Source organism: Burkholderia sp. F1, assembly GCF_050813845.1.
Lineage (GTDB): Bacteria > Pseudomonadota > Gammaproteobacteria > Burkholderiales > Burkholderiaceae > Burkholderia > Burkholderia ubonensis.
The window spans coordinates 535,370-560,638 of sequence record NZ_CP172423.1 but is presented as its reverse complement, the minus strand read 5'-3'; the positions used below and the strand labels follow the sequence as shown (position 1 = coordinate 560,638).

General features: G+C 66.5%; 21 protein-coding genes. All 21 read left to right on the top strand.

The window, feature by feature from the left end; translation table 11 throughout:
- The first annotated feature begins 18 nt into the window (after positions 1-18).
- The 21 genes from ACFIMZ_RS36750 (at position 19) to ACFIMZ_RS36650 (ending at position 25,166) form a co-directional block, all read left to right on the top strand.
- A complete protein-coding gene (locus ACFIMZ_RS36750; RefSeq protein WP_431825593.1) occupies positions 19-1,443 on the top strand; it encodes an efflux transporter outer membrane subunit in 1,425 nt (474 codons plus the stop codon).
- A gap of 385 nt (positions 1,444-1,828) precedes the next feature.
- The gene (locus ACFIMZ_RS36745; protein WP_431826046.1) at positions 1,829-3,313 is read left to right on the top strand and encodes a flavin monoamine oxidase family protein; all 1,485 of its coding nucleotides are present in this window, start codon (positions 1,829-1,831) and stop codon (positions 3,311-3,313) included.
- Positions 3,314-3,324: 11 nt separating this feature from the next.
- Positions 3,325-3,981: a c-type cytochrome gene (locus ACFIMZ_RS36740; protein ID WP_431825592.1), complete on the top strand. Its 657-nt coding sequence runs from the start codon at positions 3,325-3,327 to the stop codon at positions 3,979-3,981.
- A 34-nt stretch (positions 3,982-4,015) separates the two neighbouring features.
- Entirely contained in the window at positions 4,016-4,708 is a 693-nt protein-coding gene (locus ACFIMZ_RS36735; protein ID WP_431825591.1) for a hypothetical protein, read from the top strand.
- A 124-nt stretch (positions 4,709-4,832) separates the two neighbouring features.
- The gene (locus tag ACFIMZ_RS36730; RefSeq protein WP_431825590.1) at positions 4,833-5,453 is read left to right on the top strand and encodes a TetR/AcrR family transcriptional regulator; all 621 of its coding nucleotides are present in this window, start codon (positions 4,833-4,835) and stop codon (positions 5,451-5,453) included.
- 280 nt (positions 5,454-5,733) lie between these two features.
- Entirely contained in the window at positions 5,734-6,567 is an 834-nt protein-coding gene (locus ACFIMZ_RS36725) for a phytanoyl-CoA dioxygenase family protein (protein WP_431825589.1), read from the top strand.
- A 16-nt stretch (positions 6,568-6,583) separates the two neighbouring features.
- A complete protein-coding gene (locus tag ACFIMZ_RS36720; protein WP_431825588.1) occupies positions 6,584-6,997 on the top strand; it encodes a RidA family protein in 414 nt (137 codons plus the stop codon).
- 355 nt (positions 6,998-7,352) lie between these two features.
- Positions 7,353-8,720 carry a DUF1329 domain-containing protein gene (locus ACFIMZ_RS36715; RefSeq protein ID WP_431825587.1) on the top strand — a complete coding sequence of 456 codons (1,368 nt, stop codon included), beginning with the start codon at positions 7,353-7,355 and terminating at the stop codon, positions 8,718-8,720.
- 77 nt (positions 8,721-8,797) lie between these two features.
- Complete coding sequence (locus tag ACFIMZ_RS36710) at positions 8,798-10,639, top strand: DUF1302 domain-containing protein (RefSeq protein ID WP_431825586.1); 1,842 nt, start codon at positions 8,798-8,800, stop codon at positions 10,637-10,639.
- A gap of 63 nt (positions 10,640-10,702) precedes the next feature.
- Positions 10,703-13,063, top strand: a complete 2,361-nt coding sequence (locus tag ACFIMZ_RS36705) for an efflux RND transporter permease subunit (RefSeq protein ID WP_431825585.1) — start codon at positions 10,703-10,705, stop codon at positions 13,061-13,063.
- Positions 13,064-13,094: 31 nt separating this feature from the next.
- Positions 13,095-13,391 (top strand): hypothetical protein, encoded by a 297-nt coding sequence (locus tag ACFIMZ_RS36700; protein ID WP_431825584.1) that lies wholly within the window; start codon positions 13,095-13,097, stop codon positions 13,389-13,391.
- A 31-nt stretch (positions 13,392-13,422) separates the two neighbouring features.
- Positions 13,423-14,388 (top strand): WD40/YVTN/BNR-like repeat-containing protein, encoded by a 966-nt coding sequence (locus tag ACFIMZ_RS36695; protein WP_431825583.1) that lies wholly within the window; start codon positions 13,423-13,425, stop codon positions 14,386-14,388.
- A gap of 65 nt (positions 14,389-14,453) precedes the next feature.
- The gene (locus ACFIMZ_RS36690; RefSeq protein WP_431825582.1) at positions 14,454-15,956 is read left to right on the top strand and encodes a flavin monoamine oxidase family protein; all 1,503 of its coding nucleotides are present in this window, start codon (positions 14,454-14,456) and stop codon (positions 15,954-15,956) included.
- On the top strand, positions 15,957-16,631 hold the full coding sequence (locus tag ACFIMZ_RS36685; protein WP_431825581.1) for a c-type cytochrome: 675 nt from the start codon (positions 15,957-15,959) through the stop codon (positions 16,629-16,631).
- A 30-nt stretch (positions 16,632-16,661) separates the two neighbouring features.
- Entirely contained in the window at positions 16,662-16,829 is a 168-nt protein-coding gene (locus tag ACFIMZ_RS36680) for a hypothetical protein (RefSeq protein ID WP_431825580.1), read from the top strand.
- Positions 16,830-17,015: 186 nt separating this feature from the next.
- The gene (locus ACFIMZ_RS36675) at positions 17,016-18,149 is read left to right on the top strand and encodes a saccharopine dehydrogenase family protein (protein WP_431825579.1); all 1,134 of its coding nucleotides are present in this window, start codon (positions 17,016-17,018) and stop codon (positions 18,147-18,149) included.
- Positions 18,150-18,191: 42 nt separating this feature from the next.
- Complete coding sequence (locus tag ACFIMZ_RS36670; RefSeq protein ID WP_431825578.1) at positions 18,192-19,745, top strand: class I adenylate-forming enzyme family protein; 1,554 nt, start codon at positions 18,192-18,194, stop codon at positions 19,743-19,745.
- Between the two features lie 38 nt (positions 19,746-19,783).
- On the top strand, positions 19,784-21,025 hold the full coding sequence (locus tag ACFIMZ_RS36665) for a thiolase family protein (protein ID WP_431825577.1): 1,242 nt from the start codon (positions 19,784-19,786) through the stop codon (positions 21,023-21,025).
- A gap of 156 nt (positions 21,026-21,181) precedes the next feature.
- Positions 21,182-22,525, top strand: coding sequence for an NAD(P)/FAD-dependent oxidoreductase (locus tag ACFIMZ_RS36660; RefSeq protein ID WP_431825576.1), 1,344 nt, complete (start codon positions 21,182-21,184; stop codon positions 22,523-22,525).
- Positions 22,526-23,031: 506 nt separating this feature from the next.
- Positions 23,032-23,706 carry a TetR/AcrR family transcriptional regulator gene (locus ACFIMZ_RS36655; protein WP_431826045.1) on the top strand — a complete coding sequence of 225 codons (675 nt, stop codon included), beginning with the start codon at positions 23,032-23,034 and terminating at the stop codon, positions 23,704-23,706.
- 170 nt (positions 23,707-23,876) lie between these two features.
- Positions 23,877-25,166 (top strand): acyl-CoA dehydrogenase family protein, encoded by a 1,290-nt coding sequence (locus ACFIMZ_RS36650; protein WP_431825575.1) that lies wholly within the window; start codon positions 23,877-23,879, stop codon positions 25,164-25,166.
- Positions 25,167-25,269 lie beyond the last annotated feature (103 nt).

Sequence of the window (25,269 nt, the reverse complement as noted above, 5' to 3'; positions counted from 1 at the left end):
GACAAAAGAGTGCATGTGATGAGGTCGCTGATTCTTCCGATGGTGCTGGCGTTGTCGGCCTGTTCGCTGGCGCCCACGCTGGTGAAGCCCGAGCTGCCGGTGCCGACCGCCTACACGCAAGGCGCCGCGCCGGAAGCCGGTGCGCACGCGGCCGATCTCGGCTGGCGCACGATGTTCGGCGATCGCCGCCTGCAGCGCCTGATCGAGCTCGCGCTCGAGCACAATCGCGACCTGCGCCTGGCCACGCTGAACGTGGAGGCGGCGCAGGCCCAGTACGGCATCCAGCGCTCGGCCCGGCTGCCGTCCATCAATGCCGGCGCCGGCTTTACGCGCCAGCGCACCCCCGCGGATTCGCAATCGAACCCGCCGATCCTCGAATCCACGCAGAATCAGTACGGCGTGAACGTCGGGATCAGCGCGTTCGAGATCGATCTGTTCGGCCGCGTGAAGTCGTTGTCGGATGCCGCCTTTGCGCGCTATCTGGCAACCGACGAAGGGCGCCGGGCCGTGCAGATCTCGCTCGTCGGCGCGGTGGCGGATGCGTACTTTGCCGAGCGCCTCGCGCAGGAGCAGCGCGCGCTGTCCGAACGCACGCTCGCCGACTGGCGGCAGTCGCTCGACCTGGCGCTGCGCCTGAGGGAAGCCCATCAGGCCAGCGGCGTCGACGTCGCGCAGGCCGAAGGCCAGGTCGCGAGCGCGGCCGCGGACCTCGAAGCGCGCACGCGCGCCGTCGACCAGGCGCGCAACGCGCTGCGGCTGCTGGTCGGCACCGAGCTGCCCAAGGACCTGCCCGAACCGGTGCCGCTGGAGCGCCAGCCGGTCATCACCAGGCTGCCGGCGGGGTTGCCGTCCGAGCTGCTGTTCCGGCGGCCGGACATCCTGCAGGCCGAGCAGAACCTGGTGGCCGCCAACGCGGATATCGGGGCGGCGCGCGCCGCGTTCTTCCCGCGGTTGTCGCTGACGACGACGCTGGGCTTCATCAGCCCGACCTTCGGCAACCTGTTCGACGGCGGCCAGCGTACGTGGGCCTTCTCTCCGCAAGTGACGGTGCCGATCTTCCAGGGCGGCAGGCTGCGTTCCGAACTGCGTCTGGCGGAGGTGCGCAAGTCGAGTGCCGTCGCCGAATACGAGCGGGCGATCCAGACCGCGTTCCGCGAGGTCGCGGACGGCCTCGCCGGCCGCGAAACCTACGGCCGGCAGATCGACGCGCAAACCCGCGTGGTCGTCAGCGCCGAACGCCGCACCGACCTGTCGAACCTGCGCTATCGCGCGGGCATCGAAGGGCGACTGGAACTGCTGGATTCGCAGCGGCAACTGTATGCGGCGCGACAGGCGTTGCTCGACCTGCGACGCAGCGAACTCGGCAATGCCGTTGCGCTTTACAAGGCGCTCGGCGGCGGCCTGACGGATACCGACGTCGCGCCGATGGCGAAAGCGCAATGACGCCAGGCCGGCGCGTCGCGCGCGGCACACGCGCCTGGCCCGGAACGGGCAGCCGGCATCGGGATGTTCGCCGGCGGCCTGTCGAATCCGGTTTTTGAGCGGGGCGCGTCAGCAGTCTGAAGACAGGGGAATACCCTGTCTTTTTTTTTCTCCGTAATGTTATGTATCATGACCTATGTTTTGTAACATGTACTAATAATGATGAGGCAGGAAGCCAGAAATCCTTCCGGTGCCGAAGGGGTTTTATTTCGGAAGCCGAAAGGATTTATGGCCGCCGGCGCATTTCCTTCGACTCGATCCGGATCCAGATTCCGGGCAACCGTTTCGCGCGCGCTGCCTCGACGGGCCACTGACGCACGACTTTCCTGGCATGAGAAAAGACACCATGGCGAAGAAGTCTTCACCCAACCGTTCGGCCGACCTGCAGCGAAGGCAATGGCTCAAGTACGCCGGCACCTCCGTCGCCGCCGCGGGTATCGCAATGGGCGCCGCCCGTGCAAACGCCGGCGCCGCCCAGGCGGCCGGCAACCCGGGCGACGTGCTCGATGTCGTCATCGTCGGCGCGGGGCTGGCCGGCCTGACCGCCGCGCGCGACCTGCGCCACGCCGGCTGCGAGTCGTTCCTGGTCCTGGAAGCGCGGGACCGCGTGGGCGGGCGGACGCTCAACTACGACGCGGGCGGCGGCTATGTCACCGAAGTCGGGGGCCAGTGGATCGGGCCCGGCCAGACCGCCGTGGCGGATCTGGCGCGCGAGCTGGAGGTCGACACCTTCCCGAGCTACTACAAGGGAAAGACGGTCGTGCTCGGCGGCGACGGCCGCGTGGAGGTGGACCTGAACGGCACCTTCGGCACCGACGAGGCCATCGGCGCGAAGCTCGGCAAGCTGTCGCGCGACGTGCCGTCGGGCGCGCCGTGGAAATCGCCGAAGCTCGCCGAGCTCGACAAGCTTTCGGTCGGCGACTGGCTGGCCGCGCAGAACATCGCGGCTGAAGATCAGGTGGGATGGAACGGGTCGGTCGCGCTTTCCGGCGGCGTGATGCCGGCCAAGATGGGGCTGCTGCACTTCCTTTCGATGATCAACTCGGCCGATTGCGATTACTCGCAGCTCGACTCCATCCGGCATAGCGCCCAGGAAACCCGCTTCGTCGGCGGCTCGCAGATCCTCAGCATCAAGATGGCCCGGCAGCTCGGCGACAAGGTGCGCCTGTCGTCGCCGGTGCGCCGGATCGCCGACTGGGATCGCGAGGTCGTCGCGCTGCATACGGACCGTGGCGTGGTGCGCGCCCGGAAAGTCATCATGGCCATCCATCCGGCGTTGTGCAATCAGGTGCAATTCGATCCGCCGCTGCCGGACAAGCGGGCCGCGCTGCAGCGCGCATGGCCTGCTCATTCGCCGGCGCGCAAGACGGCGATGATCTACAAGCGCCCGTTCTGGCGCGACAAGGGGTTGAACGGCCACATCTTCCAGTTCGACGGACCGATCATCTGGGCCTACGACAACTCGCCTCCGGGGGGCGAGATCGGGATCATCAATGCGTTCGTCAAGAACGCGGTGATGCCGTCGGACCTTCAGGCGGCGAAGCGCATGCATACGGAGCTCTATGCGCAGGCGTGGGGCAAGGAAGCGTTGTCCCCGGTGGCTTACCACGATCGCGACTGGGGGCAGGCGGATTCGTGGACGATCACCTGCGTGTCCGCGATTCCGCCGGGTTTCTGGAGCGCGCATGGCGAGGCACTGCGGCCGCCTTGCGGCAACCTGATCTGGTCGGGCACCGAAACGGCGAACATCTGGGCCGGCTACATGGATGGCGCCGTGCGTTCGGGCCACCAGGGTGCGCTCCAGGTGCTCAATGCGCTGCGCCGGGCATAAGGAGAGCCGACATGAAGAAACGCATCCTGTTTGCCGTTGCCGCCATCGTCGTGGTCCTGCTTGCGATTTACGGCCCCGGTCTCGTCGATCTCTATCGTCTGCAGCGCTACGTCACGACGTCCGCGCAGGCCAGTCAGGCCGACGGCGGCCAGTGGCCGCGCTTGCCCGACGTGTGCCTCGGCTGCCACGGCGTCAACGGCAATTCGCTGAATCAGGGCTACCCGAGCCTGGCGGGACAGCCGCCGTCATACGTCGCGGAGCAATTGCACAAGTTTGCCGATGGGCAGCGGGCCAATCCGATCATGGGCCCGCTCGCGATGACGCTGAGCGACGCCGAGATCAAGCGCCTGTCCGACTACTACGCGAAGCAGGCCCCTGCCGAGAATCGTTTCTTCGAGCCGGATGCCCGGTTGAAGGCGCGAGGCGAGCAACTGGCGAAGGCAGGGGCATGCGCGGCGTGTCACGGCGCGCAACTGATGGGCCAGGGCCCGTTTCCGCGCCTCGCGGGTCAAGGCGTCGACTACGTGCTGAAGCAGCTCGACGCGTTTGCCGCCGGCACGCGCAGCGAATCCACCGGGACGATGCAGCGCGTCGTCGCGGCCATGTCGCCGGAAGACCGCAAGGCGGTGGCTCACTATCTGGCTAGCGTCAAGCCGGCGCAGCAATGATCAATCCAGTGCAATCGGGAGGAGGCATTTAATCATGGATCAAAGAACTTTCGTGCTTTGCATGGCCAGTGCGTTGCTGGCAACGACGACGTGCATCTACGGTTGGAAGTTTCTCAAGAAGCGCAACTACCTGCTGGGGATCGAGTGGCTGATCGTGACGGTTTCCTCGACCAACGCGCTGATCTATTTTGCAACCGGCTTCGAGATCTCGGGTCTTGTCTCGCATGTGCTGGATGCGTTTTCCCGAGGGTTCGGCATGCCGATCGTCGCCGTCGCGGGCCTGATGGCGGTGACGCACGGCTACAAGCCGTCGGCGCGCCAGGATGTCGCGCTGTTCGGGATGTCCTTCGTGGGAACCGCCGTGCTGGTGGGCGCCGGTTTCATGGCCAAGGTGTTGCCTTACTTCTACGTCGCGATGTGGATGCTCCTGTCGATCTATCTGGCCTGCTTCGTGCGGAGATTGCTGGGCGCGGGGCAGCTGTTTCATGCGGTGACCACGACCGTGGCCCTGGTCGCATCGCAGGTGATCGCCTGCATCTACGATTTCTACCCGATACCCGGCGACGCGCATAACGTCGTGTTCAATTTCTTTGTGCTCGCGCTGGTCACGTGGTCGTACGTCACGGCCTCGCTCTATTACGCGTATTGCGCGCTGGAGCGCGCCAATCGGACCGATCGCGTCGGGGACATCCCGTCGGCACGGGACCGGCATCGTCGCCCTGCATGACCACGCACATCGTCGGGAAAGCGGTTCGGTATGGATCCGGAGAGACATGACGAATGAATCTCGTACGGATTCGCGCGCTTCCTGGCCCGATGCGCCGCCGATGGCGGCAGCCGGATGCACGCCCGTGAAGCCGCCACGCTTGACCCGGGTGCAGAAGCGGGATCGGACGCGTGAATGCCTGCTGACCGCCGCGCGCGCAGTGTTCCTGAAGAAGGGATACGTCGCGGCGAGCATCGAGGAGATCGCGATATTGGCCGGCCGCACGCGCGGCGCGTTCTATTCGAATTTCAGTGACAAGACCGAGCTGCTGCTCGAGTTGCTCAAGCGCGATTGCGACGGGATCAACGCGGAATTGCAGCGGATTCTCGAAGCGGGCGGGCCCCGCGACGCGATGCAAAGGATGGCGCTCGAGCACTATCGGCAGCACGTTCGCCGGCACGAGTCGTTCCTGATGTGGATGGAAGCGAAACTGCATGCGGCTCGCGATGCGCGGTTCCGCGAGCATTTCAACGCATTTCTGCGGGACAGGCAGGACCGGATGACGGCGTACGTCGCGGCTCTCGCGGAACGCACGGGTGCGCCGCTGCCGCTGCCCGCGGAGGTGCTGGCGGTCGGGCTGCTGGGGCTGTGCGACGGCGTGCAGTCCTGTTGCGCCGTCGATCCGCAGCGTGTCACCGACGAACTGGCCGACGCGGTGCTGGCCGGCTTCTTTGCGCGAGCGGTGTTCGATCGTGCGCCTGATTGAAGGCGCGCCGAGTCGCGGCCTCTCCGCTTATCGGCTCGCACGCCGTGCCGGTTCGACCCGTCTCTTCCCGATCCGGTGACAGTCGCCGGCGTTCCGCGGTCGCTGTCGCATTGCCTGTTCTTGCTCCCTGATCCACACGCTGCACAGGACAGGGAATACCCGGTCTTTTTCTTTTTTTTGTTTTTGTCATCATGACCTAACATTGGCAACATGTTCTACGAGAGAAACGGCCGGAAGCATCCGCGACCGGGCTCTCATTTGACTCATCAGGAGATGACCGATGGATGAATCCAAGCGCAAGGCTTTCGCGGAAGACGGGGCGGTACTGATCGAAGGCCTGCTCGACGACGAACAGCTGGCGATGTGCCGGACGGCATTCGACTGGGGTATCGAGAATCCCGGACCGATGGTCTCCAGCATCCTCGACGGCACCGAGTTCAAGTCGCACGTCGACAACGCCAATCCGTACGCGAAGGAACGGCTCGACGAACTGGTCAGCAAGCTGCCGATCGGCAAGCTGTTTGCCGAGCTGTGGGGCTCGAAGAACGTCTGGTATTTCGCCGAGGAACTCTTTCTCAAGAAGGGCGGCAAGGGTGCCCGCTCGCTGTGGCACCAGGACACGTCGTACCTGCCGTGGCAAGGGATGCACTTCGGCAATGCGTGGATCAGCTTCGAGGCCGTCCCCAAGCGCAATGCGCTGGAGATCGTCCGTGGTTCGCATCGCGGCCCGCGTCACGACGGCACGACGTTCCAGAACGCCGACGATCCGACCGAACCGCTGCACGGCGGCGGCGTCTGGCCGCGGATGCCGGACATCGAGGCCGAGCGCCGCGCTGACCCGAATGCGTACGACGTCATTTCGTGGGCAACCAAGCCGGGCGACGTCCTGCTGCTGCATCCCGGCGTGCTGCACGGCGGCGGGGTGGTCGATCCGGACTTCCCGGACCGCCACACGCTCGTGCTGCGCTTCTTCGGCGACGACGCCGTCTACAGCCCGTTGCCCGACGACAGCATGTCCGGCTACTCGCCGGTGGGCGTGCTGTTCGTCGAGGAACTGGCGTCGCTGAAGGCCGGCGATCCGTTCCGCGCCCCCTGTTTCCGTCAACTCGTTTGAACAAAGGAGTCAACTCATGGCAGCAGTCAACAAGCGGCAAGCGATCGTTCCGCCCGGGTTCAAGGCATGGTACGACGCCTACCATTTCGCGCCGGCCACGCGCGTGGGCGACACGATCTGGGTGTCGGGCCAGGTCGGGATCGGCGCGGACATGAAGCCGGGCGAGGGTGTGCAGGCGCAAGCCCGGATCGCCTTCGAGTCGCTGAAGGCGATTCTCGTGGAGGCGGGCGCGAGCCTCGCCGACGTCGTCGAGCTGACGACTTTCCACACCAACCTTCAGGGCGAAACCGAGGCCTTCGCGGCCGTCAAGGACGAATATTTTCCGGACCGCTACCCGTCGTGGACCGCGGTCGGCGTGACGCAGCTCGCGCTGCCGGGGCTGTGCGTCGAAATCCGGGCGGTGGCGGTCGCCGGGTCGGGTGCGGCCTGAGTTCGGCAGCCCCGTGAACCGCCCGGCCGGCGCGGCGTCGCGGATGCCGTTTCCGGCCGGTCAGGACGGGTTGCGCCGGACCGGTCGGGACCCGGCGCAATCAAGCGGAGTGCCTATGGAGTGAGCCGCGCCTTTCTACCAGACTTTGGGCATGCGGCCGATAAAAGTCGCAGTCCTGAGTATTTGTGTGACGAATATCCGGCGGCGCGCTTGCTGGTTTCTCGATCGACCGGGTCGAGGCGCGGCGCCGCCGGAAAGTGGCCTGGCCGGTTGGCCGAACAACCGGATCGGAACGAACGCCGACCGTCCGTCAGTGGCGCGACCGGCGAATGAATGCGGAATCGGAAGGAGACTCATGATGAAGAAGCACACACTCGGAGCCGTGTCGGTCATCGCGGCGGCCTTGCTGCTCGTGGCCGGTGAAACCGCCGCGGCGGACGATCTCACGCCGGTCGGGGCTGAGCGCGGCGCGAACAAGGACGGCACCGTGCCCGCGTTCGCCGGCCGGCAGGCGACGCCCTCCGGCTGGGAATACGGGAAGGTTCGCGGCGAATTCTGGAAGCATCGGAGCGAGAAGCCGCTTTACTCGATCGACGCCGCGAACGTCGACAAGTACGCCAGCCAGCTCACGCCGGGACAGATCCAGCTGATCAAGCAGCAGAAAGGCTATCGGATGGACGTCTATCCGTCGCATCGCGAATGTCAGTTCCCGGAGGTCGTCGAACAGAACTCGAAGGCGAACCTGACGTCGGCGAAGCTCGCGTCGAACGGCGAGACGTTACAGTCGGCGATTCTGCCCGGCGTGCCGTTCCCGCAGCCGAAGAGCGGCGCCGAAGCGATCCTGAACTATGAAATGCGGTATCGCGGCGAAGGCATCGAATGGCCGCTGGACGTCACGACCATTTCGCCTCGCCCGGGCGGCGGCGAATGGATCGACGGGATCGGCCCGCAGGTCTTCTTCTTCCCGTCGGGCAAGCTGGGCAAGAGCTCGCCGCAGGACGTCGACCAGCTCAGCCTGGCCGCCTACTTCACGGCCAACTCGCCGGCGGCGCTGGCCGGGCAGGCGTTCGTGCAGCGCCAGTATTTCGACAAGGTATCGGAAACGTACTACTACTTCCCCGGGCAACGCCGGGTGAGACGCATGCCGGCCTATACGCACGATGCGCCGCTGATCGGCTTCGAGAACCAGTATCTGATCGACGAAGCGAACATGTTCAACGGCCCCATCGACCGGTTCAACTGGAAGCTGATGGGCAAGAAGGACATGATCGTGCCGTACAACGCGTTCGGCATGTACACCTTCAACGCCAAGCTGCGTGACGTCGCGACGCCGAACGGCATCGCCGCCGGTCATCGCCGCTACGAGGTGCATCGCGTGTGGGTGGTCGAGGCGACGGTCAAGCCGAGCGCGCGCCACGTCGCGTCGAAGAAGGTGTTCTATCTGGACGAGGACAGCTGGCTCGCGCTCGTCGGCGAGGACTACGACGCGCAGGGCAAGCTGTGGAAGGTGCGCGAGAGCTATCCGATCCCGGTGTGGGAGCTGGGCGGCACCTGCGACAACGAACCGTTCGTGCAGTACGACCTGATCAACGGACGCTATGTGGTCGATTCGTCGACGATCGGCCAGGGCAAGGACGTTCGCTGGTATCAGCAGGTCAACGATCCGCGCTTCAAGCCGGATTTCTTCACGGCGGAATCGCTGCGCTCGGTCAGCGATCGCTGAAGCATGCTGCATAAATAACTCATAGAGCCGACGCGCGCGAGCGCGCCGTCGGCATCCGGTTTGGGTGAGGTGGGGCGATGAAAGCGAAGAAGGTCGTTAGGATGACTACGATTTCGATTGCCGTGCTGGGTGCGGCGACGTCGAGTGCATACGGATACGATTTCACGATGGGAGAAGGCGCTGTCCAGGGTTCGTGGGTGACCAATCTCACGGCGGGCGCGGGCATCCGCACCAAGAGTCCGAGCTGCTCGCTCACCGGCGACCCGAATGCCTACGGGTGCGGCGCGGCGGCCAACACCAACCAGTGGGGCTACGGCGACAACGGCGACCTGAACTACCGGAAAGGGCAGCCGTTCAGCACGTACCTCAGCGCGACCAGCGAACTGCTGCTGAAGATGCCGGGCGAGGGGCTGAAGTTCATGGTGCGCGGCACGGGGATGTACGACTTCCTGGCCGGGAACACGGCCAGAACGCCGCTGTCGAGCACCGCGTCCGCGCAGGTGGTCTACAACGCGCAATTGCTCGACCTGTGGGCGCAGAAGGATTTCACGATCGGCGGCAGGAACGCGCACGTGCGGCTCGGCAACCAGGTGATCAACTGGGGCGAGAGCGTGTTCGCGCAGAGCGGCATCAATACGACCAACTCGCTCGACACCCAGAAGCTGCTGATTCCTGGCACGCAGCTCAAGCAGGCGCTGCTCCCCGCGCCGATGCTGAGCGTGGCCGCGGATCTGTCCCACGGGTTCAGCACCGAGGCTTACTACCAGTTCCAGTGGAACGGCAACCGCTACCCGCCGGTCGGCTCGTACTGGTCGCTGGCCAACGTGTTCGGCCGTGGTGCGGAACCGTTCACGATCAACACGAACAACCTCAACGTGGCGGGCCCCGGTGCGGGCACGATTGCGAACGCGATCGGCGGGGGCGGCGCGGCAGGCAATCAGGGAACGCTCGACGGCATCAAGAACGGGCTCGTGAACGGCAGCTTTTCCGGGCCGCCGTTCAACGACATCGGCATTCCGGTCTCGACGCAGCTGCCGGCGAAATACCGGCCGCAGTTCGGCGTGAAGTTCAACTACTCGCCGCGTTCGTTCGACGCGAACTTCGCGTTCTACTACATCAACTACATCGACAAGTCCCCGGTGCTCTCGACGCTGGCGAACGGCACCGCGCAGTGGTCGTATCTCGGCAACCGCCAGCTGTTCGGCGCCAGCGCGAACTTCGGCCTCGGCCCGTGGGCGATCGGCACGGAACTGTCGTACCGGCCGCGCGACGCCGTCGCGTTGTCGAGCTGCTTCGGCGCGGGCGGCCCGCTGGACCTGAACACGAACGGCGTACCGGGGACCAACTGCCAGCAGTGGGTCGACAAGAAGAAGTTTCAGTTGGACATCAACGGCCTGCTGGCACTGACCCGCAGCGAGTATCCGTTCCTCAAGCTGCTCGGTGCGGATTCCGCCGCGCTGACCTGGGAACTGACGTGGATCTATTACCCGGGCCTCGGATCGAGCGTCACACGCACGATCAACGGTCAGCCGGTCACGCAGGTGCCGGCGACCGGCTATTTCCCGTGGCTGAACAACAACTCGGGGCTCGGCTATCCGATCACGGCGGGGCAGGGCACGTCGAGCTCGGTGGGCGCGACGATCGACTTCAACTGGACGTATGACGGCACGCTGATCCCCGGCTGGCAGGTGACGCCCGGCGTGACCTTCACCACCGGGCTGTACGGCTACACGCCGACGTTCAGCGCGAACTACATGCAGGGCGCGAAATCGGTGAACGTCTACGTGCTGTTCAACCAGAATCCGCCGAAGTGGCAGGCGGGCATCAACTTCGCGGCGTTCTTCGGCGGGCACAACACGGTTGGTCAGCCGTACGCGGATCGCAATTTCGTCGGCTTGTTCGTGACCCGGAACTTCTGACGCGGGAACTCATGGGAGATGGCGCACGTCGTGCGCCGCCGGAATACTTGAAGGGGTAACGTCGTGCTCAATCGTCTAGTCAGCCGTCTGGAAAGAGGCTTCTTCGGCCATCGCGCGATCGTGCTTGCCGCGATCGGGCTGTTCACCGCCGCGATGGCCGTGTTCGCGGTGCAGTTGCGCATGGACGCCGGCTTCGAGAAGCAGATGCCGATCGGCCATGAATACATCCGGACGTTTCAGAAATATCGTAACGACCTGCTCGGCGCGAACCGGATCACCGTCGTCGTGCGGGCCCGGAAGGGACCGATCTGGACAAAGGAAGGGTTGACGCGGCTGTACAAGGTGACGCAGGCGGTCACCTACCTGCCGAACGTGGATCGGATCGGCGTGCGCTCGCTGTGGACGCCGAACGCGTTCGTCAACGAGATCACCGATGAAGGGTTTCGCGCGGAGCCGATCATCTCGGGCACCATCACGCCCGACCAGCTGACGCCCGGGATCGTCGCGAATATCCGCCGTGCGACGACGCTCGGCGGCTATGTCGGCACGCTCGTCTCGCACGACGAGGACAGCGCGATGATCACGGCCGAGCTGAACGAACGCGATCGCGACGGCAAGGTGCTCGACTACGTCGCGTTCAACCGTCTGCTCGAACAGCAGATCCGCAAGCCGTTCGAGGACGCCGGCTACGAGATCCAGGTCATCGGCTTCGCGAAGCAGATCGGCGACATCGCCGACGGCGCGACCGCCGTGCTCGGCTTCTGCGGCGTCGCGCTGCTGCTGACCGCGCTGGCCGTCTACTGGTACTGCCATTCGGTTCGCTTCACCGTGCTGCTGATCGTCTGCTCGCTCACGTCGCTCGTCTGGCAGTTCGGCACGCTGAAGCTGCTGGGCTTCGGTCTCGACCCGCTCGCGGTGCTGGTGCCGTTCCTCGTGTTCGCGATCGGCGTGTCGCACGGCGTGCAGCAGGTGAACTTCATCGTGCGCGAGATTTCGCACGGGCACGGCTCGTACGAAGCGGCGCGGCGCAGCTTCAGCGGCCTGCTGATTCCCGGCGTGCTCGCGCTCATCACCGCGTTCGTGTCGTTCATCACGCTGCTGCTGATTCCGATTCCGATGGTGCGGGAACTCGCGATCACCGCGTCGCTGGGTGTTGCATACAAGATCGTCACGAACCTGATCCTGCTGCCGGTCGCGGCGTCCTGCTTCAACTTCACGAAGACCTATGCGGACAGCGCGCTGAAGCGCGGCGAGCGGCGCTCGGCGTGGCTGCGCGGGCTCGCACGCATCGCGCAGCCGAAGTATGCGGGCGTGACCGTCGCGGCGACGCTGGTGGTGTTCGCGCTGGCCGCCTGGCAAAGCCGCGACCGCGTGATCGGCACGCTGCAGCCGGGGGCGCCGGAGCTGCGCGCGGACGCGCGCTTCAATCGCGATGCGACGTCGATCGCGGGCAACTACGACATGGGCCTCGACTGGCTGACGGTCGCGATCGAGTCGAGCGGCAAGGCGTGCGACAACCCGGCGGTCGGGTTGTACGAAGACGACTTCACGGCGGCGATGCGCACCGAGCCGGGCGTCGTGTCGGTGCAGTCGTATTCGGCGCTGCTGCGCACCTACAACCAGGGCTACAACGAGGACTACCCGAAGATGAACGTCGTGCCGATCGCGCCCGAGAACTACGGGGCGGTGTCGGTCGACGCCGGCCGCATCAAGGGCTTCATGAACGGCGACTGCAGCATGACGGCCGTGCACCTGTTCCTGACCGACCACAAGGCGACGACGATCAACCGGATTCTCGACGACGTGAAGCAGTACCGCGCGTCGCACGTGTTCCCGGGCGTCAACGTCCGGCTCGCGGCGGGCAATGCCGGCGTGCTGGCCGCCACCAACGACGAGGTCGAGAAGAGCGAGCTGCCGATGATGCTGTACGTGTACGCCGCGATCCTGATCCTCGTGTTCCTCGCGTACCGCGACTGGCGCGCGATGCTCGCGTGCTGCCTGCCGCTGTCGGTCGCGACCTTCATCGGCTACTGGTTCATGAAGGCGCTGCAGATCGGGCTGACGGTCGCGACGCTGCCGGTCATGGTGCTGGCGGTGGGCATCGGCGTGGATTACGCGTTCTACATCTACAACCGGCTGCAGGTGCACCTCGCGGGCGGCCAGACGATCGTGAAGGCGGTCCAGCACGCGATGCTCGAAGTGGGCGTGGCGACGATCTTCACGGCGATCACGCTGGCGATCGGCGTCGCGACGTGGAGCTTCTCTGCGCTGAAGTTCCAGGCCGACATGGGCAAGCTGCTGGCGTTCATGTTCCTCGTCAACCTGCTGATGGCGATGACGGCGCTGCCCGCACTGGCCTCGGTGCTGGAGCGCGGGTTCCCGCGCCGCAAGCCGGCGCGCGCGCCGGGTTTGTTCAGCCACTGACGCCCGCGAACACCACTACAGAGGCCCAGCCATGATCAAGACTCTTGTTGCCTGTACCGCGCTTTGCGCCGCCGCAGAGGCATTTGCGCCATTCCATGGATCGCTTGCGGACCGGACCGCGCTGCCGGCCCGCGCGCGGACCGCGCCGACCGACGCAACGCGCGCCGGCGCGCGCATCGCCACCGTCGACGAGAACGGCGTCGTTCTCGTGTCGGACGACGACGGCAAGACCTGGCGGCAGGCGCCGCGCGTGCCGGCGTCGGCTACGCTGCCGACCGTTGCGGTCGGCGATGCAAGGTTCGGCCTGGCTGGCTTGTTCACCCACTGACGTCCGCGAACACCACTACAGAGACGCAACCATGATCAAGACCCTTGTTGCCTGCATCGCGCTTTGCGCCGCCGCGGCGGCGTCCGCGCAATCCCATGGAACGGTTGCGGACTGGACCGCGAAGCCGGCGCACGCGTGGGCCGCGCCCACCCGCATGATGCTGACGGACGCGACGCGCGCCGGCCGGCGCGTCGTCGCCGTCGGCGAGCACGGCGTGATCCTGCTGTCGGACGACGACGGGCGCGCGTGGCGGCAGTCGCGGCGCGTGCCCGTGTCGGCGACCCTGTCGGCCGTCTCGTTCGCCGATGCACAGCACGGCTGGGCGGTCGGCCAGTGGGGCGTGATTCTCGCGACCGCCGACGGCGGCGAAACGTGGGAGCGGCAGCGCATCGACACGTCGGTCGACCAGCCGCTGTTCTCCGTCATCTTCACCGGCGCCCGGGACGGGATCGCGGTCGGCCTGTGGTCGCTGATGCTGCAGACCCATGACGGCGGCAAGACCTGGACCCGGACGACATTGCCGAAGCCGCCGGGCGGCGGCAAGGCGGACCGCAACCTGTACCGCATCTTTGCCGATCGCCAGGGCGCGCTCTACATCGTGTCGGAGCAGGGGACCGTGCTCAAGTCGACCGACGGCGGGGCGAACTGGCGCTACCTGCAGACGGGCGGCAAAGGCTCGCTGTGGACGGGCGTGGCGATGCCTGATGGCCGGATCGTGGTCGGCGGGCTGCTCGGCAGCCTGTTCCAGAGCAGCGACGGCGGAGCGACCTGGGCGCCGTTGAACCCGGGCACGAAGAGCTCGATCACCGACGTCGTCGCCGCCGGAAACGGGCTGCTTGCGGTCGGACTCGACGGGCTGGTGTTGAAGCAGCGTGCGAACGGCGAATCGTTCGAGGTCGCGCAGCGTCCGGATCGCGCGACGCTGACCGCGGCGCTGGTCGGCGCAGGCGGCAAGCCGCTGCTGTTTTCGCAGGACGGCGTGCTTGCGTCGCCGTGAGCACGCCCGGCCCGTCCGCGTTGATGAATCAGTGATCCTGATAAAAACGGAGCAAGGAAAACGCGATGAAAATCGTCGGAGTAAAGAAGCGGGATCGGAAGCACACGGCCGATATACAGACCCGGCGTCAGGTCCTTCGCCTCGCGGCCGTGGGCGCCGTGTCGCTGGCTGCGGGCGAGGTGTCGCTGGCGGCGGGTGCCGCGGGGCCACCCGCGAACCGCGACGTGCTGGACGTCGCGATCATCGGCGCCGGTCTGGCGGGACTGACGGCCGCGCGCGACCTGAGCCGCGCCGGGTGCGATTCGTTCGTCGTGCTGGAGGCGCGCAACCGGGTCGGCGGGCGCACCTTCAATCACGAGCTGGGCCACGGCGTCGTGTCCGAGGCCGGCGGCCAGTGGATCGGCCCGGGCCAGACGGCAATCGCCGACCTGGCCCGCGAGCTCGAGGTCGATACGTTTCCGACCTGGTACGCGGGCAAGTCGGTCATTCTGGCGGGCGACGCGCGGGTCGCGCAGGATCTGCACGGCGGCACCGGCGGCGACGAAGCGATCGCCGCGAAGCTCGGCGAACTGGCGCGCGGCGTGCCGTCCGGCGCACCGTGGAATGCGCAGCGCGCGGCGGAGCTCGACAAGCTCACGTACGGCGAATGGCTGGCGAAGCAAGGCGTGAAATACGAGGACGGGTACTTCATCGCGCTGGCCGCGAAGCTGTCGCTCGGCGGGGCGCCCGCGCAGCTCGGGCTGCTGCATTACCTGTCGGTGATCAACAGCGCCGGCTGCAACTACGGCCGGCTCGAGTCGATCAAGGGCGGCGCACAGGAAACGCGCTTCGTCGGCGGCTCGCAGGTGCTCAGCACCAAAATGGCGCGCGAACTCGGCGGCAAGGTCCGGCTGTCGTGCCCCGTGCGCAAGATCTCCGGCTGGGATCGCGACGTCGTCGACGTGCGGACCGAGCAGGGCGTCGTGCGCGCGCGCCGGGTGATCGTCGCGCTGAATCCTGCCCTGTGCAACCAGATCGTGTTCGATCCGCCGCTGCCGGAAGGGCGTTCGCAGTTGCAGAAGCGCTGGCCCGCGAATGCGCCGATGCGCAAGACGGTGCACGTCTACGAGCGGCCATTCTGGCGTGACGACGGCTATTGCGGACAGATCTTCCAGGTCGGCGGCCCGGTGTTCCTCGCCTACGACAACTCGCCGCCGGACGGTTCGGTCGGCGTGCTGAGCGCGTTCGTCGCGCCGGGCTCGCTGCCCGCCGAGCCTGAAGCCGCCGAGCGGACGCTGTCGGCGATCTATGCGAAGGCGTTCGGCGACAGGGCGCTGCGCCCGACGCAGTTCCACGACTTCGACTGGGGCCGGGTCGATCCGTGGACACTGCAGTGCATCCATCCGATCCCGCCGGGCTTCTGGACGAAATGGGGCAAGTTCCTGCAGCCCGAGGTGGGCCGCCTGATCTGGTCGGGCACGGAGACCGCCGACATCTGGGCCGGCTCGATGGACGGCGCCGTGCGCTCGGGGCATCGCGCGGCGCTGCAGGCGCTCGGCAATCTGGCACAACGCAGCGTGAGGGCATAAATGAAGCGGGCAATGATCATCGGCGCTGTCGTGGCAATCGTCGCATTGGCGGGCGCGCTCTACGGACGCGACATCCTGGACGGAATGCGTTTCGAGAAGGCGATGAGCCGGATCGGCGAAGCGGACCAGGCCAACGGCGGTCCGTGGCCGCAGCCGCAGGAGACCTGCTTCTTCTGTCACGGCGCACGCGGCCAGTCGCTCAATGCCTGGTATCCGGCGCTGTCCGGCCAGCCCGAGCCGTATCTCGCGGCGCAGCTGCGCGCGTTCGCCAGCGACGCACGCCACAACGCGTACATGGGGCCGCTTGCGAGGGATCTCGACGACGGGCAGGTCAAGACGCTGGCCGCCTATTTCGCGCGGCAGACCCCGACCCGCAACGAGGACGTTCCGGCCGACGCGGCGCTCGCGAAGCGCGGCATGGCCCTGATCCAGGCCAGGAGTTGCCTGGCCTGCCACGGCGCGACGCTGATGGGCAGGGATCAGGCGCCGCGACTCGCGGGCCAGGGGGAGACCTACCTCGCGACCCAGCTCGCCGCGTTCAAGACGGGCGAGCGCAAGGATCCCGCCGGCGCGATGAATGGCGTGGCCGCGACGCTGTCGGGCGACGACATCCGGGCGGTGGCGCACTACCTGGCCAGCGTGTCGCCCGGGCAGGCCGACGTCGCGGTTCGATAGGTCCGACATCACAGCGCAGTGGCGGAAGGAATGGGATCGGTTCACGGCACGCGCCACGCTGCGCACCGGTCGGCGACGCGCGCGGGCGACGCGGCGGCGGCAGTCGTGCGCGACGGTTCCGGCATGTTCGCGGCAGGTCGGCAGGGCAGGGAATACCCGGTCTTTTTGTTCGCGCTGTTGTTTGTCATGATGACCTAACATTGGTAATGTGTTCTAGAAATGACCGGCCGGAATCCGGTCCCGGCAACATCGGCAAAGGAAGCAGCTTGACGCTTGCGAAATGCACCTGGCCGGCTTCGGCCGCCTGACGCGCGACGCGGCACCCGCATCGACTCACGTTTGATCGATCCGATTCATCACCACTCGAGTTTCAGGAGACAAACCATGGCAAAGCACCCCGTCGTCGTCTATGGCGCAAGCGGTTACACCGGCATGTTGATCATGGACTGGCTGATCGACCAGAACATCCCGTTCACGGCCGTCGCGCGTAATGCGGGCCGGGCGAAGGAAATGATGGCGCAGCGCGTCGTGCGCCTCGAATCCGCGGAATACGAAATCATCGAGGCGGAGCACACCGTCGATTCGCTCGTCAACGCGTTCCGCGGCGCGAAGGTGGTGTGCAACACCGTCGGGCCGTTCACCAATTTCGGCCTCGTCGGCGTCGAAGCGGCGCTGAAGGCCGGCTGCCATCATCTCGACACGACCGGCGAGCAGTCCTACATCCGCAACGTGCGGGACCAGTTCGGCGAACTGTACCGGCAGGCCGGCCTGCTGGTGTCGTCGTCGAATGCGTACATGTACACGTTCGCGGAAATCGCCGCCGAACTGGCGCTCGAGACGCCGGGCGTCGATGCGCTGGAGACCGCGACGCTGACGCGTGGCCCGCGCGGGTCGGGCGCGGGGGTGAGCGTGGGCTCGACGGCCACGATCTTCGACGGTTCCCGCCATGAAGCGTTCTACCTGTGGGAGAAGAAGCTCACCCCCCATGCGCCGGACGCGTCGTTCAACGTCGCCGCGCCCGAGTTCATGCAGCCGGTGTTCTGCCTGCCGTGGGGCGGCACGTCGCTGCCCGTCTACTTCGAGCGCGATCCGCGCGTGCGCAGCTGCATCTCGTGCGTAGGCTTCTACGACAACAACGTGATGCAGCTCGTGCACCAGTTCGGCCAGAAATGGGAAGCCGAATACAAGCACCTGCCGCGCGAGCACCAGGACGCGGTCCTGAAGCAGGTCGTCGATTCGACCACGCCGTCGATGCCGCCGCGCGAACGCACGACGATCCAGCGCAGCGTCGATTTCGCGATCGGCCGCGGCCAGCTCGCGTCGGTGCGCGCAACCTTGCACGGGATCACGCCGTACATCTCGACGGGCGCGATTCATGCCGCCGGCGCGATCAAGCTGCTCGACGGCGAGACCGCGAAGGTCGGCTTCGCGTCCGGCTCGAAGGCGTTCGGGCATCGCTACCTGCTGGGCTTCCTCGAGCAGCGCGGGCTCGCGCGTGCGACCGTGACGCAACTGTAAGGCCCGCCGTCAAGCCGGAACAGATCCTAAGGATAACGAGACATGGCAATCATTGATTTCTTCGACCGCGGGTGGCGCATTGCCCCGAACGGCATTGCGTATATCCAGGGCGAGCGCAGCTATTCGTTCCAGGAGATCGGCGAGCTGTCCTGCCGCATCGCCAACGGGCTGCTCGCCGCCGGATTCGCGAAGGAAACCAAAGCGGCCGTCTGGGCGGACAACGACGTGACCGCCTGGGGTTGCGTGCTCGGGCTCTGGCGTGCCGGCTTGGCGTATATCCCCGTCAACGGGCGCAGCACGCCCGGGGAGAACCAGTACGTGCTCGATGCGTTCGACTGCGAAGTGCTGTTCTTCCAGCAGGCGTTCGCGCCCGCGATCGACGCGTTGCGCGCCAGCCTCACGAAAGTGAAGCTTTGGGTGTGCATCGACGCCGACCTGCCGTGGGCGCCGTCGCTCGCGACGTGGAGCGCGGGCCAGCCGTCGACGATGCCGTTCGTCGATTACGGCATGGACGACGTCGTCACGCTGTCGGCGACGGGCGGCACCACCGGCGCGCCGAAGGGCGTAATGAACACGCACCGCTCGTTCCAGACCTACTTCGCGCAGTTCATGATGGCATGCGCTTATGGCGCGGAGCGCCCGGTGAATCTCGCCGCGGCCCCGATGACGCACACCGCCGGGATGATGTCGCTGCCGTGCACGGCGCGCGGCGGCACGGTGGTCGTGCTGCCGAAGCCCGATCCCGCGCTGTTGCTCGGCGCGATCGCGAAGCATCGCGTCACGGAGTTCTTCCTGCCGCCGACGGTCATCTACCGCCTGCTCGACATCCCCGGCATCGAGAAGCTCGATTACTCGTCGCTTAAGTATTTCCTCTATGGCGCCGCGCCGATGTCGGTGGAGAAGCTCAAGCGCGCGATCGACGTGTTCGGTCCCGTGATGGCCGGCGGCTACGGGCAGACCGAAGCGCCGGCATCGATCGCCAACATGACGCCGGCCGAGCATTTCGTCGACGGCAAGCTGGCGTCCGACGAACGGCTGTCGTCGGTCGGCCGGCCGAATCCGCTCGTGCGCGTCGAGATCATGAACGATCGCGGCGAGGTGCTGCCGCAGGGCGAGACCGGCGAGATCTGCGTGCGCGGCGACCTCGTGATGAAGGGCTACTACAACGCGCCGGACAAGACGGCCGACACGATCGTCGACGGCTGGCTGCACACGGGCGACATCGGCCATCTCGACGCCGAAGGCTACCTGCACATCACCGACCGCAAGAAGGACATGATCATCAGCGGCGGCTTCAACGTGTACCCGAGCGAGATCGAGCAGGTGATCTGGGCGCACCCGGCGGTGCAGGACTGCGCGGTGATCGGCGTGCCCGACGACAAGTGGGGCGAGGCGGTGAAGGCCGTCGTCGAGCTCAACGCCGGCCAGAGCGTGAGCGCCGAGGAGCTCGTCGCGCTGTGCAAGGAGAAGCTCGGCTCGGTGAAGGCGCCGAAGAGCGTGGATTTCGTCGCCGCGCTGCCGCGCAGCACGGTCGGCAAGGTGTTGAAGAAAGACCTGCGCGAGCAGTACTGGCAGGGGCAGCAACGCAGGATCTGAGTCCGGGGTCCGAGTCCATCACCCATGAACGACACACCATGAGCCATATCTACATTGCCGGCATCGCGATGACCGTGTTCGGCCGGCACTTCGAGCGCAGCATCGACGATCTCGCGGGCGAGGCGCTGCGCGGCGCACTCAAGGACGCCGGCTGCGGCACCGATGCGATCGGCGCGGCTTTCTACGCCGGCATCACCAACGGACAGCTGCAGGGCCAGCTGTCGATTCCGGGACAGGTCGTATTCAGCAAGATCGGCGTCGAAGGCGTGCCGGTGTTCAATGTCGAGAACGCGTGCGCGTCGGGCAGCACCGCCGTGCATCTGGCGGTACAGCACCTCAGGGCGGGCGCCTGCGACGTCGCGCTGGCGCTCGGCGCGGAAAAGATGAACGTCGAGGACAAGGCGAAGGCACTCGCGCTGTTCGAGACGGGGTGGGACGTGTCCCGCGTCGACGAAAACTTCGCGACGCTGGCGAAGATGGGTGAAGGCGTTGTGCCGCCTCCGGGATCGGAATCCGACAAGCCGTACAGCCGCTTCATGGCGATCTACGCGGCGATGTGCCGGTATCACATGAAGACCTACGGCACCACGCAGCGGCAGATCGCCGCCGTGTCGTCGAAGAACCATCTGCATTCGGTGCACAACCCGCATTCGCAGTTCCGCAAGCCGTTCACGATCGACGAGGTGCTCGCGGCGCCGCCGATCACCTATCCGATCACGCTGCCGATGTGCGCACCTGTGACGGACGGCGCGGCCGCGGCGATCCTCTGTACCGAGGAGGGCCTCGCGCGCATCGGCGCCGATCGCAGCCGCTGCATCCGGATCGCGGCGAGCGTGATCCGCAGCTTCACGCATCGGCCCATCGACGAGCCCGGGAAGAGCATCGGCCGCCTCGCGGCATTGCAGGCGTATGAGCAGGCAGCGCTGGGCCCGGAGGATATCGACGTCGCCGAAGTGCACGACGCGTCGGCGATGGGCGAGATCATCCAGGCCGAGAATCTCGGACTCGCGCCGCTCGGGGAGGCTGGCGCCGCGGCCGAGCGCGGCGAATTCACGCTCGGCGGGCGCATCCCGATCAACACGTCGGGCGGCCTCGAATCCAAGGGTCATCCGCTCGGCGCGACGGGGATCGGTCAGCTCTACGAACTGGTCACGCAATTGCGCGGCGAGGCGGGCGAGCGGCAGGTGCAGGGCGCGCGGCATGCAATCCAGGAGAACGGCGGCGGATTGCAGGGCGTCGAGGAGGCCGCGCTTGCCGTCCATATCCTGAGCAGGCACTGAGGAAGGCAAACCCGGGTATCCCGGCGCGCGTTCGCCGAAGGACGGGCGTCGGGGCGGAGTGGCCGCACGCGAAGCGCGGCCGGTGCAATGGCGACTGGATCGCCGATGGCCGCGAGCGCGGCCGCGTTCCTCGTTTTCCGGAAGGAGGGAATCAGAATGAGTGCAGCGCTGGAAACGTACCGTCCGCTCGGCGGATGGGTGGAACCGCCGGATGATCCGCAGCCGCCGCTCGACGGCGAGATCGGCGCGGACGTGATCGTCGTCGGCGCCGGCTTCGCGGGCCTGTCCACCGCGCTGGAGCTGGCCGCGCGCGGTGCGCGCGTGGCCGTGCTCGAACGCGAGTTCGCGGGCTTCGGCGCGAGCGGCCGGAATGCGGGCTATCTCGCGGGCGGCCAGGGGCTCGAGTACGAGCTGTTCCTCAAGCGCGTGGGGCGCGCGCGGGCGAAGCAGATCGTCCGCTTCTACGACGACGGCGTCGCCTACGTCGAACGCAAGCTCCGCGAATACGGGATCGATTGCGACTACCAGGCGACGGGGATCATCCGCGCCGGCGTGCATGCGTCGCAGGAGAAGCGGTTGCGCGAGAGCATGGAGACGGGCGTCGAACTCGGTTCTCCGGCGGTGTTCCTCGATCACGCCGCGATGCGCGCGCGCGGCATCCCGCCGGCGTTCCTGTTCGGCTGCCACATGCCGCACGGCGGCACGCTGGATCCCGGCAAGTACGTGATGGGGCTGCGGCGCGCGGCGCTCCGCGCGGGCGTGAAGATCTACGAAAACACCGCGTTGCTTTCGTATACCGAGGGACCGGTCGTCAAGGCGCACACCGCACGGGGCAGCGCGACTGCGCCGTTCCTCGTGCTCGCCACCAATGCCTATACGCCGCAGCTCGGCTTGCTCGGCGACAAGGTGATGCCGCTGCGGGTCTCGGCGATCGAGACCGAGCCGCTGTCGGCGGCGCAACTGGCGGCGCTGGGCTGGCCGCGGCGCGAAGGCATCGTGACCTCGCATCTGACGATGGAAAGCCATCGCCTGACGGTGCGCAACACGCTCGTGGTGACGACGAAGCGGATCCATTACGTCTATGGCTCGCAGACGCCGAACGTGCCCGACAACGACGCCTATCGCGCGCTCGTGAAGACGCTGCACGACCGTTTTCCGGAATTGGGCGACGTCGCGGTCCGCGCGTGCTGGAGCGGCTATATCAGCCTGGCCGGCGATGCGTTGCCCGTGGTTGGCGAAACCGGCGAGCACCGGAACATCGTCTACACCGCCGGGTGTTCCGGGCATGGCGTCGGCACCCAGTCGCTGATCGGCGAACTGCTGGCCGAGCGGATCCAGGGCGCCGAGCATCCGCTGCTGGCGGTATTGCGCCACAAGACGCCTTCGACGCTGCCCGAGCCGTTGCGATGGTGCGCGATCAACGGGGTACTGGGCGTGGCGAACCTGCTCGACGACCGGGTGAACCGCAAGGCGCGCGACGCGGCCGCGCGAAGCAGATAGCAACGGGTGTCGCGGCTGAAGTCACCCGATCGGGAACGTCCGGCGGGCTGGCTCCCGATGCGTCGAAACGCCGGCCGATCACGCGCCCGGACAAGCCGGACGGGCGTAGGGCCTGTTCACGCTAATAACGGGCTTGCGAACGTGCCTTTCCGCCCGCAGTGCAAGGAGAGAGGAGGCGCAATAGCCGTAGCTATTGCAACGACGAACGACGCCGCAATGCGGGCGGAAAGGCACGTTCCCCTGATTGAAAAAACCTTCGTGGGGCTGGCCGCCAGAAGGGCCGATCGCCGCGTCATGCTCCTTGCGAATACGTTGAGTATTCGCTTCGTCGCATTCCTTGCGCTCGGCCCTTCTGGCGGCCAGCGCAAGCCCGTTATTAGCGTGAACAGGCCCTAAGCGACTTGTTGGAAAATGCGTCAGGCATCGGGTATAGTCATCAGCGCCCGGCGCAGCGCCGGCGAGACTATTTCCACGAGGCCAGAGCGCCCAAACGACGACGGAAAGCGATGACAGTGCCCATTGAGCAGCGCAACGGCAGGAAACGGCGCACATCGAGCGCAGCACCCGCAGGAAACGGCACCGACGGCTTGCGGGCCCAGGGCGTGCGCACGCGCAACACGATCGTTCGCGTCGCAAGAAAACTCCTGCTCGAAGGCGGCGCCCTCGATTTCTCGCAACGCGCGGTCGCCGCTGCCGCAGGGATCAGCGTCAGCAACCTCCAGTACTACTTCCCGACGCGGCTGGCTGTATTGCGGGCGGTCATCGAGCCCGCCATCGGCACGTATCTGAAAGACCTGACGCGTGCGCTCGACAGCGACGCGTCGCCGCGCGAGATGCTCGACGCGCTCATGGAAAGGGCGCTGCGCGACGCGAAGGATGCGCAATACCGGGCGCTGTGGGCGCACTTCTTCTCGTTCGCGGCGATCGACGACGAGTGCCGCAGGCTGGTCGACGAATGGTACGCCACGCTGACGCGCGAGCTCGCGCAGCTGGTCCGCGCCGCCGATCCGAAGCACAGTGCGGCCGACAGCCGGCACGTCGCCACGCTGCTGATCTCGCTGGCCGACGGGCTGGCCTTTCAGGCCGGCGTGGGCCGGAATACGCCGGCGCTCGAGGCGAGATTCATGGAAACCGCCCATTACCTCGTGTACGGAAAGCCGTCGAGCGCCACCGGGAAATAACGGCCGAAACGCCACCGCGGCATCCGCAAGAGACAGGGGAATACCCTGTCTTTTTTTTCTTCCATGTGTTTGTCATCATGACCTATGTTTGGTATGTATTACTAGATGTGGGATGACCGGATGCACCCGCTGTCCGGTCGGCATGCTTCCAGGAGAGGAGGAGAACCGAAATGATTCGTCTGCATAAATCCGCTGCATTGCCGTCGGTCGGGCTGACCGGTTTCGAGACGCCGTTGAGCGAGGAAGAAAGTGCGATCCAGCACACGGTCCACCGTTTCGCGCGTGACGTGCTGCGCCCGATCGGCCGTGAGCTCGATCGCATGTCGCCGGAGGAGGTGATCGCGCCGGGCTCGCCGTACTGGGCGGCCGTTGTCGAGAGCGCGAAGCTCGGGCTCGATCCGCAACTGATCGCGCAGTTCCCGCCGGAGGTCGCGGTCCGCATCGAATCGCTGATCGGCGAGGAGCTCGGCTGGGGCGATTCGGGCCTGGCCGTTTCGCTTGGCGCCGCGACCACGCCGTTGATGATGGCCCAGTCGGTCGGCAACCAGGAACTGATCGACATGTGCGCCGGCAAGGTCGGCTGCTGGATGAACACGCAGCCCGACCGCGGCTCCGATGCCGCGATCCTGTATCGGCAGGAACTCAGCGCGGGCGGCAAGCAGCCGACGGGCAATGTGACCGCGAAGGTCGGCGCCGACGAAATCGTCATCAACGGCCAGAGCTCGGCGTGGGTCTCGAACGGTTCGGTCGCGCAGGTCGCGCTCGCGTATATGGCGGCGGATTACGGCGACGGCTTCTACGGCGAAGGGGAGCAGGGCGCGTTCACGCACGGCATCGGCATGATCATTCCGCTCGACCTGCCGGGCATCTCGCGCGGCAAGCCGCTCGACAAGATCGGCCAGCGCGCGTTGCCGCAGGGCGAGATCTATTTCGACAACGTCAAGGTGCCGAAGCGCTTCGCCATTGCGTTGAAGGACGAGTACCTCGGCAACCTGGCCTCGACCTGGTCGTTTGCCGGCACGCACATGTGCCAGGTGTTCGTCGGCGCGGCCCGCGCCGCGTTCGAGCTCGCGCTGGCGTATTGCCACGAGCGCAAGCAGGGCGGCGCGCTGCTGATCGACCACCAGATGACCCAGTTGCGCGTGGGCGAGATGCTGCGCCGGCTGGAGATGGCGCGCGCGATTGCCCGCCGCAGCCTCGCGTATTCGCGGATGTCGCCGCAGAGCCACCCGTATGCGACCGCGCAGGCCAAGGTGAGCGTGACCGAGGAAGCGATGAAGATCACGCACGAGGCGTTCCAGCTGTTCGGCGGCAACGGCACGACCCGCGAATTCCCGATCGAGAAACTCTTCCGTGACGTGCGCTCCGCGCTGATCGAGGACGGCGAGAACTACATTCTCACGTCGCGTCTCGGCGTGCTGGCCGGGAAGCTCTATCAGGACGGGTGGGCGCGGGATTAAGCGCGCGCGACGGCGACGGGGCTTCCGGCGGGGGCGAAGCCGGGAGCCCTCGCGCGTCCTGTGTTCGTTCAACCGGGTAACCGGTCGATGTGGTCGATTCATT

Bases quoted from the DNA above. Each gene is read 5' to 3' on its own strand.
- ACFIMZ_RS36750 (WP_431825593.1), top strand. From the start codon at position 19: ATGAGGTCGCTGATTCTTCCGATGGTGCTGGCGTTGTCGGCCTGTTCG.
- ACFIMZ_RS36745 (WP_431826046.1), top strand. From the start codon at position 1,829: ATGGCGAAGAAGTCTTCACCCAACCGTTCGGCCGACCTGCAGCGAAGG.
- ACFIMZ_RS36740 (WP_431825592.1), top strand. From the start codon at position 3,325: ATGAAGAAACGCATCCTGTTTGCCGTTGCCGCCATCGTCGTGGTCCTG.
- ACFIMZ_RS36735 (WP_431825591.1), top strand. From the start codon at position 4,016: ATGGATCAAAGAACTTTCGTGCTTTGCATGGCCAGTGCGTTGCTGGCA.
- ACFIMZ_RS36725 (WP_431825589.1), top strand. From the start codon at position 5,734: ATGGATGAATCCAAGCGCAAGGCTTTCGCGGAAGACGGGGCGGTACTG.
- ACFIMZ_RS36720 (WP_431825588.1), top strand. From the start codon at position 6,584: ATGGCAGCAGTCAACAAGCGGCAAGCGATCGTTCCGCCCGGGTTCAAG.
- ACFIMZ_RS36715 (WP_431825587.1), top strand. From the start codon at position 7,353: ATGATGAAGAAGCACACACTCGGAGCCGTGTCGGTCATCGCGGCGGCC.
- ACFIMZ_RS36710 (WP_431825586.1), top strand. From the start codon at position 8,798: ATGAAAGCGAAGAAGGTCGTTAGGATGACTACGATTTCGATTGCCGTG.
- ACFIMZ_RS36700 (WP_431825584.1), top strand. From the start codon at position 13,095: ATGATCAAGACTCTTGTTGCCTGTACCGCGCTTTGCGCCGCCGCAGAG.
- ACFIMZ_RS36695 (WP_431825583.1), top strand. From the start codon at position 13,423: ATGATCAAGACCCTTGTTGCCTGCATCGCGCTTTGCGCCGCCGCGGCG.
- ACFIMZ_RS36690 (WP_431825582.1), top strand. From the start codon at position 14,454: ATGAAAATCGTCGGAGTAAAGAAGCGGGATCGGAAGCACACGGCCGAT.
- ACFIMZ_RS36685 (WP_431825581.1), top strand. From the start codon at position 15,957: ATGAAGCGGGCAATGATCATCGGCGCTGTCGTGGCAATCGTCGCATTG.
- ACFIMZ_RS36680 (WP_431825580.1), top strand. From the start codon at position 16,662: ATGGGATCGGTTCACGGCACGCGCCACGCTGCGCACCGGTCGGCGACG.
- ACFIMZ_RS36675 (WP_431825579.1), top strand. From the start codon at position 17,016: ATGGCAAAGCACCCCGTCGTCGTCTATGGCGCAAGCGGTTACACCGGC.
- ACFIMZ_RS36670 (WP_431825578.1), top strand. From the start codon at position 18,192: ATGGCAATCATTGATTTCTTCGACCGCGGGTGGCGCATTGCCCCGAAC.
- ACFIMZ_RS36665 (WP_431825577.1), top strand. From the start codon at position 19,784: ATGAGCCATATCTACATTGCCGGCATCGCGATGACCGTGTTCGGCCGG.
- ACFIMZ_RS36660 (WP_431825576.1), top strand. From the start codon at position 21,182: ATGAGTGCAGCGCTGGAAACGTACCGTCCGCTCGGCGGATGGGTGGAA.
- ACFIMZ_RS36655 (WP_431826045.1), top strand. From the start codon at position 23,032: ATGACAGTGCCCATTGAGCAGCGCAACGGCAGGAAACGGCGCACATCG.
- ACFIMZ_RS36650 (WP_431825575.1), top strand. From the start codon at position 23,877: ATGATTCGTCTGCATAAATCCGCTGCATTGCCGTCGGTCGGGCTGACC.